The following is a 15,570-nucleotide window of genomic DNA, read 5'->3' on the forward strand; positions in this document are numbered from 1 at the left end:
GCGTCGGCCCATGAGCCACCGCCGCGCGCTGCTGCTGATGGTGTTGGTGACCCTGCTGTGGAGCAGCGCGGGCATCGTCAGCCGTCAACTGGAGAGCGCGCGTCCCTTTGAAGTGACCTTCTGGCGCTCTGCCTTCACCGCACTCACGCTTTTGCTGTGGTGGGGCTTGCGCGAGGGGAGGGCGGGTCTGGCGCCGCTGCTTCACCCGAGCAAGGCGCTCTGGGCTTCGGGCGCCTGCTGGGCGGTGATGTTTACGGCCTTCATGGTCGCCGTGAGCATCAGCCCCGTGGCCCAGGTGCTGGTCGTCATGTCGCTTGGCCCCTTGATGACGGCAGTGTTGGCCTGGGTGGTGCTGAAGCAGCCCATGGCGTTGCGCACCGGGCTGGCTGTCTTGCTGGCCTGCGCGGGCGTGGCGTGGATGTTCGGCGGCGATGCGAAGCCGGGTTTGGGTGCCTTGGTGGCGCTCGCGGTGCCGATTGCAGCCTCCACCAACTGGATCGTTCTGCAACGCTTCGGGCGGAGCAGCGGCACGGTGTCGCTCCCGCACGCCGTGGCACTTGGCGGACTGGCTTCGGCACTGCTGACACTGCCTCTGGCCTGGCCTTTCCATGCCTCGGGTGTCGACATGGCCTGGCTGGGCTTTCTGGGCATGTTTCAGCTGGCGCTGCCGTGCGTGCTCGTCGTCCATCTGGCGCGCGTGCTCAGTGCCACCGAACTCTCCCTGCTGGGGCAGTTGGAGCTGCTGTTCGGCGTCGCCTGGGTTTGGTGGCTGGCTGGCGAGGCACCGGGGCCAAATACCCTGGCCGGGGGCAGCCTGGTGCTCACGGCCTTGTTTCTGAACGAGCTGCGCCGCCGCCCGGCGCTGGAGCCTCTGGCATGAGTGACACCCCATCCCTGATCCCCCCCCTGGGCAGCGAAGGCCAGATCCTGGCCGAGGTCAATGGCGTGCTGGGCATCATTACCTTGAACCGGCCCCAGGCTCTGAATGCGCTCTCGCTGGCCATGATCCGCGACCTGCGAACCCTGCTGAATGCCTGGGCCGAGGATTCGCGGATCGAAGCCGTCGTCGTGCTGGGCGCCGGCCGCGAGGGCAAGCCCCCGGCCTTCTGTGCGGGTGGCGACATCCGTTTCTTTCACGCTGCCGCCAAGGCCAAGGACAAGGCACTCGGTGACTTCTTCACCGAGGAGTACGCGCTGAACTACGAGATCCACAACTATCCCAAGCCCTACATCGCCCTGATGGACGGCATCGTGATGGGTGGTGGCATGGGCATCAGCCAGGGAGCCCGACTGCGCGTGCTAACCGAACGCAGCAAGCTCGCCATGCCCGAGGTGCACATCGGCCTGTTTCCTGATGTGGGCGGCGGTTGGTTCCTCGCGCAGTGCCCAGGGCATTTGGGCGAATGGCTGGCACTTACTGGGCAGGTGCTAGGCGCGGGGGACGCCATCGCTTTCGGGTTGGGCGATGTGTATGTGCGCGGCGATGAGTTGAGCGGGCTGATCGCGGCTCTGCGTCATGAGTCGCAGAGCACTGCCGAACGCGTGATCGCGACCGTGATGGAGCGTGCGGACGTGGCTCCCGATGCCCTGCACCTGGCCGAACGAGAGCGCATTGACCTTCACTTTGGTGCGACCAACCTGCAAGAGTTGTTGCTGTCGCTTCAGAACGAGCATTCCGATTGGTCCGCACGGGTGCTCGCCCAACTGGCCAAAAGCTCGCCCTTGGCGATGGCCATCAGCCTGGAACTGATCCGACGAGGCCGTCGTATCGGTTTGGCCGATGACCTTCGTCTCGAGCGCAATCTGGTTCATTGGTGCTTCGAGCCTGCCTGGCGTGACGAGCATTGCGAAACTGTTGAGGGGATTCGGGCACTGGCGATTGACAAAGACCATCGCCCGCGCTGGCTTCCTTCGACGCCATCCGAACTGGATCACCGGGTGATTGGGGCCATGTTTGAAGATCCGTGGGCCGGAAAGGTCCATCCGCTTGCCGCACTGCGCTGAAGTCATCCATCGATTGCGAGTGTCGAAAAGTTTGACAGTTCTCGGTGCGGCCGTGGGATCAATCAGTCAAGCGCTGAGCTATCGCTTTTTAAATCAATAACTTATCACCCTAGCGATGGGGCTGGCATGAGACCTGCTAAGAATGCAGCGAGGGAGGGCATGTTGCCCCTCAGTAGCTAGACAGGAGCTTTCAAATGAACGTGATCAAGAAGACCGCAGTGGCTGCTGCCTTGGCTCTGGCCGGGGCAACCAGCTTCGCGAGCACCATCAACGTGGGTGGTGTGAATTGGGATCCGGATGCGCCGACCGACTATTCGGGTCAGGCGGTGAACATGCGCCAAAAGATCAATACCGTCACCGGTGAACTGACTGGTTTCGGCATTCTGACGGCCATGAACGGTACTGCACAGGGCGCGTTTTGCCCGGGCTGCGAACTGACCTTCCAATTTGGTGGTTTCTCGCCCATCGGTGGCCAAATCATCCCCGGCATCGGTGCTACCGTCAGCTACACCGGCGGCTGGGTTAAGTTCTACGTCGATCACTCGCCCGAGATTGCCAATCCGGCCAACTACTTGGCTCTGACCTCGGCGAATACCGGCGACGGCAATTTGTGGCTGAGCTTGGCAAATAACGGCGTCTTCCAAGGCACGAACTTCGGCAATGTGATCCTGTCCGGTCTGGGCTTCTTGGACGTAACTGGTGGTATGGCTGCCGCCAATTTCGACACCAACACTCGCCCCAATGGGACTGACTTCTTTTTCTCGACTTCACTGACCTTCCCGCACTCTGGGAGCACCGTGGTCGATATGTCGGGTACCGGCAACCTGTTTGGTTCGTCGGTCCCCGAACCGACCTCGCTGGCGTTGATCGGCTTGGGTCTGTTGGGGGCGGGTGTGGTCAGCCGCAAGCGCGCCAAGTAATCGCTTCAAAGCAACTCCGGTTGCTCCAGTGCAAAAGAGCCGTCGGGCTCTTTTGCATTTGGCGCAGTTCGCGTTAACTGATGATGGCTCACCTGGTGAGCCAGTCGGCGTGGGTGCTTGAGGCGAAGCCCCTCGGTGGGGCCTGGAGCCCTCGATGCGAGACGACGATGGACCTCCTGGCTGGCTTGCCTGGGCCGCCTGAGTGCTGAACAGCGCTTGCAGCTTCGCCAGTGCTTGGATGTCGTGACCGCTGAGATGGCGTTGAGGCCGCGATGCTGCGCCGGCGCAGCCGGCACCCCGAGTGTCCGCACTGCCAGGGGCTTCACGTGGTGCGCAATGGCCATGCGGATGGTCGGCAACGCTACAAGTGCCGCGACTGCGGCCGCAGCTTCAATGCCCTGAGCGGCACGCCTCTGGCTCGGTTGCGCCACCGCGAACGCTGGATGGTGCAGACCGAGGTGCTGGCTTCGGGCCTGAGCGTACGCAAGTCGGCCGTGCGGTTGCAGGTGCATCGCACCACGGCGTTTCGGTGGCGCCACCGCTTCCTGAGTCGGACCAAGAGCGTCAAGGCCAATGGGCTGCAGGGCGTGACGGAGGCTGATGAGACCTACCAATTGCGCTCTTTCAAGGGGCAAGCCCGCTTGCTGGCAGAACAGTGTCGCCAAGCCAGGCGCCACGGCGGACGGGCTGCCAAGCGGGGACTGTCCGACGAACAGGTGCCCGTTCTGGTGCTGCGCGACCGCAGCGGCGCGACGACCGACTTCGTGTTGCCCGACCGCAGCAAGGCGGCAGTGAAACAGGTGTTTGCGCTGGCGCTAGCCGCCGACGCAGTGCTGTGCACCGATGGCAGCGGCACGCAGGCGGCAGCCGCACGCGAACTGGAGCTGGAGCACAAGGCCGTCAACATCTCCAAGGGCGAGAGACGTCGAGGTGCCTGGCACATCCAGAACGTCAACGCATACCACTCGCGCTTCAAGACTTGGATGCGTCGCTTTAACGACGTGGCGACGTCATATCTGGAGCACTACCTGGGCTGGTTTCGTGCGCTGGACCGCAATGCCCAGGCCGGCGCCAAACCAGCATCACTGCTGGACTTGGCTCTGGGAGTCTGAACATCATCAGTTAACGCGAACAGCGCCTTGTTTTTTGCGGCCGGCTCTTTGGCCTATGGTTGAAGTGCCTGATGGCTCCGACTGATTTCGTCTCGGTTGGTCACCGGTAGCGTTCCGGCGCCAACAGATCGCTCGGATCGTGAAGCTGATGCAGTCTGCGATTGAATTCACTGGCAGTAGGTGCGAATTCGCGAAGCAGGCCCATGGCGCTGATTGGCAGTCGGTACGGGAAAAACCCCCGCTCACGCCCCTTGCTTACCAACTGCAGCAGGCAAACCTCCGCACGCCGGCAGGCGCTCTCATCTGCTCGATCAAAAAGGATGGGGACGGTACTGTCAAATAGCCGGTCGCCTAAGCTGGTGAAGGTGATCAGGGGTTCGATGCCGAGCGGGCGCATAGTTTGGTGGACAAAGTCTGCGTAGTCGCGTGTGGCGTCGCTGTGCATCGGTACCAAGGGGGCGTACCACATGAGGCCGCAGCCATCTTGACCGGGATCCAAGTCGGAGCCGGCGGGCGGCTCACCGCGTTTGCGCCAGTACGCGAGGGGCAGCGCGGTGTGGTTGGGTCTGCCTGCGACCAGTTCGAGTGATTTCGCCAGGGTGCCTGTCAGTCGTTGCAGTCCATTTCCAGCGCGACCTGGAATGAGGCGTGCTAAGCGGGCAAGGGACTGGGCCCGCTGCGGCGTGATGAAAAGGACGCGCGTGGCAAACCCTTTGAGCAGGGATCGCAACTCGTCCTGTGCGGCGCGGACCATCCTCCTAGAGCCATAGAGTGTTGCGAACCCCGTCCAGGGCGCAATGTGGTAGCGCCGGCCCATTTCCTCGAGCACAGCGCTGGGGATTAGACCATCTGGGCCAAGGTGGTCCCAGGGGTATGGCGCCGACATTGATAGCATGCGGTGGCGATTCATCAAGTTGATGGCCCCGAGAGTGCCGCCCAGGCGTTGATTGGCCTGCTGAATGGCCTCTACGGCAGCCCCAAGCAAGTCTTCGCGGGGCACGCTGAACAAGCAAGCCATCAAGCATTCGGGGCGGGGCGCAAGTGCAATCGAAATCTGGGTCACGATGCCGATGCCGCTCTGGCTGAACAGTCCTTGCGTGTAGGCGCCAACGCCCCATCGGAACAACCGCCCCAGTTCCGGGCCGGCGGCCTCACTAAGCATGCCCTGATACAGGCGGCCATCTGGCATCACGGCGCGCAGGTCGGTGACGGCGCCAAAGTGATCGGTGTACGGGGTCACGCCGTAGCCGCGTTCCAGGGCGTTGGCCAGCACGCTGCACTTCGGGCCGGCGCCGGTGACGGGTACAAGGTAGGGCAGCCCCTCGCTGTCCAGGAACCGCGCCAAGTCTTCCTGGGTGACGCCGGGCTCCAAAGTGACGACGCCAAACCTTCGGTCGAAATGAAGGATTTTTCGCATGCCGCCCAGATCAATCAGGGTGCAGTCCTGACCTGACGGCAGCGCAGTGCCATAGCCCCAGTTCCGTCCCGTTGAGATGGGGTGCAGTCGGCGCCCGTGCTGGTTGGCAATTCGCAGGACTTGTTGAATTTGAGCCTCGGTCACGACTCGAAGCGCGCCGGCGAGTCGCCGTTGGCTGCCCGTGGTGTCCATGCCATAGCGGCGGCTCGCCTCCTGTGGGCCGTCAACTTGCCCATCTCCCAACAGATCGCGCCATGCCTCGAAGGCTTGGTCGGTCAGGGAATTGGTGTCGTGTGTCTGTTGCATCGGCTTATTGTCTGAATCTAGCGAGGGACGACCTAGTTCCGAGCGGTCTGCAAACCCTAAGAAGCCGGTGGGCTTGCACTACAGTCGATTCGGTGGTCGCAGCAATGCGGCCAGAAGAAGCCGCTCCTCGGCAATGCACTAGAACCGGTACCAACCGCCCATGCCCAATTTTTTTCGCCGGCACCCGGCAACGCTGCTTCCCTTTGCTTTTGCCGCCGCTCTGGTCGGTGGCTGCGTTCAGGAGTCCGCTGAGCAGCAGTTGAGCAAGGCCAAGTCGCATTTGGAGCAGTCCGAAAGGCCCCAGGCCATCATTCGGCTCAAGTCGGCGCTCCAGGCGGATCCTGCGCTGCAGGAGGCCAGGTACCTTCTTGGCGTGGCGTTGCTTGAGTCTGGGGATGCAGTGGGGGCGCAGATCGAACTGCGCAAACTGAGGGAGGCAGGGTACCGAACTGAAGATGTGGTGCCCAGACTCGCTCAGGCCATGCTGAAGGCCGGTAATGTGGATCGGCTGCTGACCGAGCTGGGGCAGGAGAGTTTGCAGAGCCATACTGGTCAGGCTGAGCTGAAGGCGGCTATTGCGATGGCACATGGTGCTCGCGGCAAGCTCGAATTGGCTGGCGAAGCGGTGCAAGCGGCTCTGAAGCGCGATCCGGAGAATGGCAGCGCGCGGCTCGTGGAGGCGCGCTTGCTGGCGGCGGGAGGGGATCGAAAAGGTGCGTTGGAGCGGGTGGACTCGCTGCTCACGAAGAATCCAAAGTTTTCTGAGGCTGGGCTATTCCGGGCGGTGTTGCTGTCCATGCTCGGGCGGTCCCGCGAGGAGATCGAGTCTGCCTATCGCCAGGTTCTGGCGGTCGAGCCTGCCAACTTGGATGCCCTGGGGATGTCGACCTTGCTTGCCGCGCATGCCAAGGATTGGTCCGCTGCGCAGGCCTATTTGGAGCTGATGCAGCGCCATCATCCGAGGCAACTGGCCACGCTGTTCATTGCGGCCTCGCTGGACGCGCAAAAGGGTGAACTGGCCGCTGCACATCAAAAGATCCAGGCTTTGCTCAAACTGGCACCTGCTGAACCGAGTTTTGCGAGATTGGCTGGCGTCATCGAGTACCAGCGTGGCAACTTCTTGCAGGCGGCCAGCCATCTTGGTCGTGCACTCAGCGGCAGTGAGTTCCAGCTTGCGACACGCGTGTTGCTGGCGCGTAGCCAGTTGCAGCTTGGGGATCCACAGCGCAGCTTGATGACTTTGCGCCCGCTATTGGATCGCGGCGACCTGCCGAATGAGGCCAGGCTCACAGCGGCGGAAGCCTATCTGCAAGTCGGAGACACCGCGGCCGCATCCAAGCTGTTTCAGCAGGCGGCCCAGCAAGATCCGCGCGACCCGCGCGCTCGCACGGCTTGGGCCTTGGCCCAGTTTGACCGTGCAGGCTTGCCTGCTACAGAAGCGGCCTTGCGCGAGATTGCCCAGGCTGATGCCGGCGTGGTGGCGGAGTTGGCACTGGTGACTCTGCGCATGTCACGCCAGTTGCACCCCGAGGCATTGCTGGCGATTGACGAGCTTGAAGCCAAGCTCAAAGCCAGTCCGCTGCCGCACCTGCTGCGAGGGCGGGTGGAGTTGGCCAGAGGAGATCAAGCTCTGGCGCGAAAGCACTTTGAGCGGGCACTCCAGACCAAGCCTGACCTGGTTCCGGCGGTGTCTGCGTTGGCGGATCTGGATGTGCGTGCTGGCCAGCGCGAGGCGGCTGTGCGGCGATTCCAGCAATTGGCGCAGGTCAGCACTGGGTCATTGTCTGCCGATCTCGCCGTGCTGCAGTTGCGTGCGGAGGGTGGCGCGAGCGCGGTGGAACTGGTGACGCTCGCGGCGGAGGTCAGCAAACGGCACCCCGGCGAGGTCCAGCCGCGCTTGGCCCTGATTCGCGCGATGTTGGCAGCCAATCAGTTCAAGGAAGCGGTGGGTGCAGCGCAGCAGGCAGCAGTTGCTTTCCCTGGTGATGCCGAGTTCCTGGAACTCCTGTCAATTGCGCATCAGCAGGCGGGTGACATCGGGCAAGCGCAGGCGGCCGCTACGCGTATGGCCAGCCTGCATCCAAATTCCCCTATGGCCTACATGCGCATGGCTGAGCTGAGCTTGTCGCAAAAGAACGCCAGCGAAGCCAAGGCGCATCTTCAGCGGGCTCTTTCTGTTCGTGACGACTTCACGCCAGCCTACATGGCCTTGGCCGACCTCCTGATGGCGGAGGGCAAGTTCGACGATGCGCGCGCGTTGGCGAGCAGTCTGCAAAAGCGGCATCCAGCGATGGCATCTGGCTGGTTGTTGACTGGTGAAATTGAGCGCAGGAGCCGCCGGCCCAAGGCCGCCGCTGCGGCATTCCAGACCGCGCTGGAAAAGCGCGAAGACGTCCGCACCGCAATGCAGTTGCACACTGCATTGGTGGCGGGTGGTGAACGGACGGACGCCGCTCGGTTTGCTGCGGAATGGCTGAAGCGGCGGCCCGGTGACGCGGCCTTCAAATCCTTTTTGGGCCAGCAGGCCATCGAGGCCCAAGACCTTGTGCAGGCCGAGCGCCTGTTCCAAGAGCTTGTGGGCGAACAGCCGGGGAACGTGGTGGCGTTGAACAACTTGGCCTGGACGCAGATGCGCCTGGGCAAGCCGGATGCGCTAGCGAATGTTCAGCGAGCGATTGCAATTGCGCCTCGCTCGGCTGCGGTACTGGACACCTTGGCAGCCGTCCATGCTGCGCGAAAGGAATGGGAAGTGGCCTTGGCCGCTCAGCGGCGCGCCGTTGATGCCGAGCCAAGCATCATGTTGCATCGTCTCCACTTGGTGGAGTACTTGGCGCGTTCGGGTCAAAAAGACGTAGCGCGCGCCGAGTTGGAGCGCATTGACTTGGCGACGCTTGCGCCACCTCTGCAAGCGCGCTGGAAGGCGCTGAAAGCCGGGCTTTGAGGCGGCTTCAAAGATCCCTCGGATCAAGGGGGCTCGCGCAGATGGCGATACCCCCTATGGCATGATCCCGCGGGCTTATGCACAGGCATGGCGGCTTGCCCGTTGCCGAGTCCAATTTCGGACTTGCTGAGAATGAAAGCGCTTCAGATGAACTCATTGCTTCGGGCCCTGGGATGGGCAACTGGTTTGGCACTCGCGCTGCAGCTTTCGGGCTGCGCTTCTTCAGGTGCGCATCCGCCTGCGCCGGCTGCTGCGGCGGTGGAGGACTACAGCTACGTCATCGGGCCAGGCGACAGCCTCAATATCGTTGTTTGGCGCAATCCGGAACTTTCCATGGCGGTGCCCGTACGTCCGGACGGCAAGATTTCTGCGCCCTTGGTGGATGAATTGCTCGTGCAGGGCAAGAACTCCAAGGAAGTGGCGCGTGAGGTAGAGAAGCAACTGGGCAAGTATGTGCGGGATCCCGTCGTGACCGTCATGGTGACGAATTTCGTGGGGCCCTATAGCGAGCAGATCCGAGTCGTGGGTGAGGCCGCGCGTCCCCAGTTCCTGCCCTACAAGCAGAAGATGACGCTGTTGGACGTGATGATTGCCGTCGGGGGGCTGACTGACTTCGCCGATGGCAATGGCGCCACGATTCTGCGCACGAGTGACGCCGGTAAGCAGTACTCGGTTCGCTTGAAGGACTTGATCAAGCGCGGAGATGTCAGTGCCAATGTGGAAATGCGTCCGGGAGACATCCTGATCATTCCGCAGAGCTTCTTCTAACCCGAGCGTCGGAAAAGCATGGACCTCTTGTTGGCCCAATTGTTTGGGGTGTTCCGGCGGGTATGGAAGTACCGCTGGATCGGCCTTGGCCTGTCTTGGTTGTTGGGCGTGATCGCGTTGGTGGTTGCTTTTGTCGTGCCCAATCGCTACGAGTCGAGTGCACGGATCTATGTGGACACCCAGTCCATCCTGAAGCCGCTGATGTCGGGCATGGCGGTGCAGCCGAATGTCGAGCAACAGGTGACGATGCTCAGTCGCACCCTGATCACGCGACCCAACGTTGAAAAGCTGGTGCGCATGGCGGACTTGGACCTGAAGAAGCAAACCAAGGTGCAGGCCGAGGCGCAGATCGAGCACCTGATGAAGACCTTGTCCATCTCGACGACAGGCCGTGACAACCTTTACACCTTGGCTTACAACGATCCGAATCCGGAAGTGGCCAAGCGGGTGGTGCAGTCCTTGGTGTCCATCTTCGTGGAGAGTTCGTTGGGCGCCACGCGCAAGGACACCGCATCCGCAACCACTTTCATCAACGAGCAAATCAAGGCTTACGAGGCCAAGTTGGAAGAGGCGGAGCAACGGCTCAAGGAGTTCCGGCTCCGCAATCTGGAGATGGTCGCTGGAGACGGTAAGGATGCGACTTCGCGCCTTGCCGAGATGAATGCGCAGCTTGAACGAGCCAAGCTGGAACTGCGCGAGGCCGAGAACGCTCGCGATGCGGCAAGGAAGCAACTGGAAGGTGAGCGCGGGCGGGGCGGTGATGTCACGACCGCCTCCATCTTGCAGGAATCGAGTATTTCCGTGTCGACCCCCGAGATTGACGCGCGTCTCTCTGAGTTGCGCCGCACCCTGGACGGGCTGCTGCAGCGTTACACCGAGCAGCATCCCGACGTCACTTCGGTGCGCCGACTTATCAAAGAACTCGAAGAACAGAAGCGCCGGGAAATGGCCGAACTGCGCAAGCAGGCGATGAACAACCCTGTCGGGACCGCCACAACCGGCAACCCCGTCCAGCAGGAACTCAGCCGCATGCTGGCGACGGCAGAGGTGCAGGTGGCTTCGCTGAAGGCTCGCGTTGCCGAGTACCAGTCTCGCTATACCGCCGCGATGTCCGCAATGCGGACTGCTCCGCAGATCGAGGCGGAGGCGGCCCAGCTCAATCGCGACTACGCGATTCACAAGAAGAATTACGAAGATTTGGTGGCTCGGCGTGAATCGGCCGCGATTTCCGGGGAGTTGGACGTTGCGGCCGGGGTGGCTGATTTCCGCCTGATTGAGCCACCTCGGGTGTCTCCGAGGCCGGTGGCTCCCAACCGCTTCTTGTTGCTGGGTGCCGGCCTGCTGGTGACTTTGCTGGGAGGCGTTTTCGCGGCCTTCGCTGCCAGTCAGTTGCGGCCGGTGTTTTTCGAGCCGAGCGAGCTGCGCAACAAGACCGAATTGCCGATCCTCGGCGTTGTGTCGCGGCTTGTCAGTCAGGCGGAGATCAGGCGTCGGCGGGTGGACCGCCTGCGCTTCATCGGGGGTTCGATTGGATTGTTTGGCATGTTTGGCCTCGCCACGCTGGCGCTGGTGATTCTGAATGCCCGGCAGGCGGTTGTTTGAGGAAAAGGGCAGAGCATGGCCAGTCTGATTGAGCAGGCAGCACAGCGTCTGGAGCAGTTGCGCCAGGCCGGTGTCGTCCTTCCCGAAGCCCCCTCCATTCCGAGCGCAGTCGCCCCCGCCGTTGCTGTTGTTGAGGCGCCTGTGGAGAAAGCATCCGGGCGCGGCACGGCGACGCCCCCTGCACCCTCAACGGAAGCGCCGCAGCGATCGAAACAGGTTGAGCTGGATTTGGCAGCGCTCGGGGCCATGGGCCTGCTGACGCCTGCGGCCCCGCGCAGCCTGATCGCGGATCAGTACCGCGTCATCAAGCGGCCCTTGATCAAAAACGCCGTCGGGCAAGGTGCCACGACCCTCAACCACGCCAACCTGATCATGGTGACCAGCGCGCTGGCGGGAGAAGGCAAGAGCTTTACCTCGTTGAACCTTGCCATGAGCATCGCGGCAGAACTGGATCACACGGTGATGCTCGTCGATGCCGACGTGGCGCGACCGTCGCTCTTGCGCATGCTTGGTCTGCCTCCCGGTCCGGGCCTGTTGGACGTGCTTGAAGATCGCTCGCAGTTGTCCGATGTCTTGCTGCGGACCAATGTCGACAAGCTGAGCCTCCTGCCCAGTGGCACGCCACATCCGCGCGCCACTGAATTGCTCGCCAGTGAATCGATGCGGGACCTGCTTAACGACATGGCCCAGCGTTACCCCGATCGCATCATCATCTTCGACTCGCCGCCGCTGTTGCTGACGACTGAAGCCAGGGTGTTGGCCTCGCAAATGGGGCAAATCGTCATGGTTGTGGCCGCGGAGGCCACGCCGCAGTCGGCCGTGCAGCAGGCACTCGCCACCATTGAGGCCCATCCCCTGAAGATGCTCGTGCTCAACCAGGTTCGCACCGATGCGCAGGGTGGCTACGGCTACGGCTACGGCTACGGCTACGGCTACGGCTACGAGCATGAGGACCGTGGTGCTCAAGCGAGCTGAGCTGCTGTGCTGGCTTGCGCCCCTGGGTCTTGTGGCTATGCCGGTCTGGGCACAAGAGGCCACCAGCACAGGGGCGGCCGGCAGCAGGTTGCAAATGCAGCTCGGGGCCAGTCTGCTGGTCAGTGACCAACTGGCACGTAGTGAGACGCAGTCGGCCAAGGATCGTGGCGCGCTTTTGATGGTGTCGCCCGGTGTGGTGTGGCGCTCCAACCGGGGTGCCGTGCAGGGGGCGGTCGATTACAGCCTGAACACCATCAAGAAGATCAAGACCAATACCGACATGCGGCAGATCCAGCACCAGCTGAAGGCCAGTGTGCGGGCGTCGCTGCTGCCAGAGCATCTCAGCCTGGATGTGAACGGAAATGTCGGTCAGCAGGCCTTGTCTGCGTTCGCTACGCAGAGCGTGGGCTCGCAGCCGGCTGCAGGAGCCAATCGTTCCGAAGTGGGCAGCCTTTCAGTGACCCCGCAGATGCGGGTCCGTCTGGCCGGGGTGGCCCAGCTTCAACTGCGCCACACGCAGTCCGTCCAGCGGGTGCGCGGCACCTTGGCGGGCGATGTCAACGGACGCATCACGGCGCTCACGCTGAGCCCGGCACGCGATCGCGTGCTGAATTGGTCCTTTGATCTCAGCGACCAGCGCAGTACTCCGCGGCTGGGGCGGAGCACGCGGACCGAATTGGCTCTGGTCGGTTTGAACTGGCGACCTGACGTTGATTGGCGTCTGGGGGCTCGCGCCGGACAGGAGCGCAGCAATCTCTTTGAGGGCCTTGCTCGCACCGCCGATACCTACGGTGGCTCGGCGAATTGGCAACCCAGTGCTCGCACGTCTGTCGCTTTCAATTGGGATCGTCGCCTGGCGGCGGACCAATACAGCCTCAGCGCCAATCACCGCCTGCCGCGCTCGACGCTCGGGCTGAGCTACAACCGCAGCGTCAATTTGCCGGGGAACTACCTGCTTGGAGAGGCGCAGACACGCTACGACCAACTCTTTGCCCTGTTTGCCTCGCGTGAGCCTGATGCAGCGCGCCGTGATCTGCTGGTGCGGCAGGAACTGGCTCGCCTTGGACTGGGCGTGGATGCTCCGGTCTCGGCGGGCTTCCTGAGTAGCAGCAGTTCCCTGAGTCATGCCCTGCAATTCAACTGGGCCTGGGCGCTGCAACGCTCGGTGCTTACTTTTGGGCTGAGCCAGCGCCGCACCGAGCGACTGGGATCGGCTCCGGCTGTCTCGCAGGACGATCTGGCCATCAGCTCCATGGTGAAGCAGCAGGGCATGAACCTGGCCTGGACGTACCGACTTGCGCCGACCCAGAGTCTTACCGCGCAATGGGTCCGACAGCACAACCAAGGTGAGCGTGCCAGCTTGGATTCAACCCTGGACAGCGCCAATCTGATGTGGACCTTGCAATTGGGCCTGCAAACTCAGTTCAGTGCCAGCTATCGCCACAGCCGCTTTGAGGCCACTCAGCGTCCGTACGACGAAAACGCGCTGATGCTGACCTTGACGCAACAGTTTTGACATGAACCGCCCCTGGAACTTGCTGCTGCCCGCCGCCGCGGGTGCCTTTACGCCACGAGCGCCCGGGTGCTATTGAGATGTACGAAGCCTTCTATGGCCTGAGCGCCAAACCCTTCCAGCTGAGCCCGGATCCGAGCTTCTATTTCGGCTCCAAGCAGCATCGCCGTGCCAAGGCTTATCTGGACTATGGGGTGCTGCGCAATGACGGCTTCATCGTCATCACCGGCGAGATCGGAGCTGGCAAGACCACCTTGCTGCGTGGTTTGCTGGACGGCCTGAACCGCGAGCAGGTGGTGATCGGCAACCTGGTCACCACCCAGCTGGATGCCGAAGACACGCTGCGCATGGTGGCCGCGGCGTTTGGTGTCCGTGCCAAAGACCTGCCCAAGGCCGAGCTGCTCATGACCCTGGAGGCCTTCTTCGTAGCGCAGGCCAGTCAGGGCAAGCGCTGCTTGCTGGTGGTGGATGAGGCCCAGAACCTCGCGGCTCGTGCGGTCGAGGAACTTCGCATGCTGTCGAACTTCCAGTTTGGCAACCAGTCGCTTCTCCAGACCTTCGTGGTCGGCCAGCCGGAGTTCCGACAGATCCTGCAGCGCCCGGAGATGGAGCAGTTTCGCCAGCGTGTGGCGGCCACCTGCCATATTGGTCCGTTGGACGAAGAGGAAACCCAGCGCTACATCGAGCACCGCCTGAAGTGCGCGGGAGCGACTGACAAGCCGACCTTCGACCCCGAGGCCTTCCTGGTTATCCACCGTGCCACCAAGGGCATTCCGCGGCGCATCAACACGCTGTGCGACCGCCTGCTCTTGCTGGGTTTCATGCAGGGGCGCGTGCATCTGGCGCTGGGTGACGTGGATGAAGTCCTGAAGGACCTCGCAAAAGAGTCCGAACTGCCGCCGCCCTCGCGCCCCGTGCCTCTGGATGCCAGCAGCGAGGCCGCGCGTGCGGGCCTGGATTCGCAGAGCGGTGTCGATCTGGACCTCAGCCGTCTGAGTGCGCTTCCTGGGGCTCAGGGTGCCCAGTTGCAGCAAGGGCTGGGTCAGCTGGTGCTGGATCAGCAGAACGATCGTCTGCAGAGGCTTGAGCGCAGCCTGATGCGGCTGGAGCGCATCAACCTGCAGACGCTGCAGCTGCTGCAGAAGATGGTGGCGGCGATGACGGCGCCCGGAGGGCCCGGCTCTTGATGCGCAATGCGATGACCATCGACGTCGAGGACTACTTTCAGGTCTCGGCGATGGCCCCCTACATCCCGCGTTCGGACTGGGAGCGTATCCGCTGTCGTGCCGAAGACAACGTGATGCGCATTCTTTCCCTCCTGGAGGAGGCCGATGTCAAGGCCACCTTCTTTACGCTGGGATGGATCGCCGAACGCCATCCGGGGCTGGTGCGGGCCATTGTGGCCGGCGGGCACGAGTTGGCCAGTCATGGCTATGGGCACGAACGCGCCAGCGACATGAGCCCGGTGGCCTTTGCGGACGATGTGCGGCGCGCCAAGGCCCTGCTGGAAGACCTGGGCGGCGTGGCGGTCCAGGGCTACCGGGCGCCGAGTTTTTCCATCGGCGAGGGCAATCAGTGGGCCTTCGACGTGTTGGCCGAGGCAGGCTATCGCTACTCGAGCAGCGTGTACCCGATCGAGCACGACCACTACGGCATGCCCGATTCGCCGCGCTTCGCCTACCCGGTGCGCAACGGTCTGATCGAAGTACCCGTCACCACCTGCCGCATCGGAGCCCGAAACATGCCCTCCAGTGGCGGCGGGTATTTCCGTCTGCTGCCCTACCGCCTGTCGCGCTGGTTGATCCGCCGCGTCAACGAGCAGGAGCAGCAGGCGGCCGTGTTCTATTTCCACCCCTGGGAAATCGACCCAGATCAGCCCCGTGTCCGGGGCATCGACGCCAAGACACGCTTCCGTCACTACGTGAACCTGGGCCGGACCGAGGCCCGCATCCGTCTCCTGCTTGGAGATTTCTCCTGGGGGCGGATGGACGAGATCTTCCTTCCCCATTGAC

The 15,570-nt window shown here is 62.8% G+C and carries 11 protein-coding genes and 1 pseudogene; 11 read left to right on the forward strand and 1 reads right to left on the reverse strand.

From position 1 onward, the window contains the following. Positions 1-10 precede the first annotated feature (10 nt). From ACE3QP_RS05150 to ACE3QP_RS05165, 4 genes and pseudogenes are all read left to right on the forward strand, one after another. Positions 11-880: a DMT family transporter gene (locus ACE3QP_RS05150; protein WP_374434104.1), complete on the forward strand. Its 870-nt coding sequence runs from the start codon at positions 11-13 to the stop codon at positions 878-880. Beyond that, positions 877-2,004, forward strand: a complete 1,128-nt coding sequence (locus ACE3QP_RS05155; RefSeq protein WP_374434106.1) for a 3-hydroxyisobutyryl-CoA hydrolase — start codon at positions 877-879, stop codon at positions 2,002-2,004. Before ACE3QP_RS05150 ends, ACE3QP_RS05155 begins: the two co-directional genes overlap by 4 nt. A gap of 194 nt (positions 2,005-2,198) precedes the next feature. After that, entirely contained in the window at positions 2,199-2,924 is a 726-nt protein-coding gene (locus ACE3QP_RS05160; RefSeq protein WP_374434107.1) for a PEP-CTERM sorting domain-containing protein, read from the forward strand. A gap of 284 nt (positions 2,925-3,208) precedes the next feature. Next, positions 3,209-4,036: pseudogene (locus ACE3QP_RS05165) on the forward strand (IS1595 family transposase); the annotation flags it as partial. Positions 4,037-4,136: 100 nt separating this feature from the next. On the opposite strand, the gene ACE3QP_RS05170 reads toward ACE3QP_RS05165, so the two are convergent. Then, the gene (locus ACE3QP_RS05170; RefSeq protein ID WP_374434109.1) at positions 4,137-5,759 is read right to left on the reverse strand and encodes an FAD-binding oxidoreductase; all 1,623 of its coding nucleotides are present in this window, start codon (positions 5,757-5,759) and stop codon (positions 4,137-4,139) included. A 160-nt stretch (positions 5,760-5,919) separates the two neighbouring features. Between ACE3QP_RS05170 and prsT the strand changes: the two genes are divergently transcribed. From prsT to ACE3QP_RS05205, 7 genes are all read left to right on the forward strand, one after another. Further along, entirely contained in the window at positions 5,920-8,700 is a 2,781-nt protein-coding gene (prsT, locus tag ACE3QP_RS05175) for an XrtA/PEP-CTERM system TPR-repeat protein PrsT (protein ID WP_374434111.1), read from the forward strand. A gap of 132 nt (positions 8,701-8,832) precedes the next feature. Beyond that, complete coding sequence (locus ACE3QP_RS05180) at positions 8,833-9,468, forward strand: XrtA/PEP-CTERM system exopolysaccharide export protein (protein WP_374434113.1); 636 nt, start codon at positions 8,833-8,835, stop codon at positions 9,466-9,468. 18 nt (positions 9,469-9,486) lie between these two features. Continuing rightward, entirely contained in the window at positions 9,487-11,070 is a 1,584-nt protein-coding gene (locus ACE3QP_RS05185; RefSeq protein ID WP_374434114.1) for an XrtA system polysaccharide chain length determinant, read from the forward strand. Positions 11,071-11,085: 15 nt separating this feature from the next. Continuing rightward, entirely contained in the window at positions 11,086-12,045 is a 960-nt protein-coding gene (locus ACE3QP_RS05190) for an XrtA-associated tyrosine autokinase (protein WP_374434116.1), read from the forward strand. After that, positions 12,017-13,561, forward strand: a complete 1,545-nt coding sequence (locus tag ACE3QP_RS05195) for a TIGR03016 family PEP-CTERM system-associated outer membrane protein (protein WP_374434118.1) — start codon at positions 12,017-12,019, stop codon at positions 13,559-13,561. The genes ACE3QP_RS05190 and ACE3QP_RS05195 overlap by 29 nt, the downstream gene beginning before the upstream one ends. Positions 13,562-13,638: 77 nt before the next feature. Then, positions 13,639-14,745 (forward strand): XrtA/PEP-CTERM system-associated ATPase, encoded by a 1,107-nt coding sequence (locus ACE3QP_RS05200; RefSeq protein WP_374434119.1) that lies wholly within the window; start codon positions 13,639-13,641, stop codon positions 14,743-14,745. 11 nt (positions 14,746-14,756) lie between these two features. Further along, a complete protein-coding gene (locus ACE3QP_RS05205; protein ID WP_374434121.1) occupies positions 14,757-15,569 on the forward strand; it encodes an XrtA system polysaccharide deacetylase in 813 nt (270 codons plus the stop codon). Position 15,570: the final 1 nt, after the last annotated feature.

It is taken from the genome of Inhella sp., assembly GCF_041912635.1.
Taxonomy (GTDB): domain Bacteria; phylum Pseudomonadota; class Gammaproteobacteria; order Burkholderiales; family Burkholderiaceae_C; genus Inhella.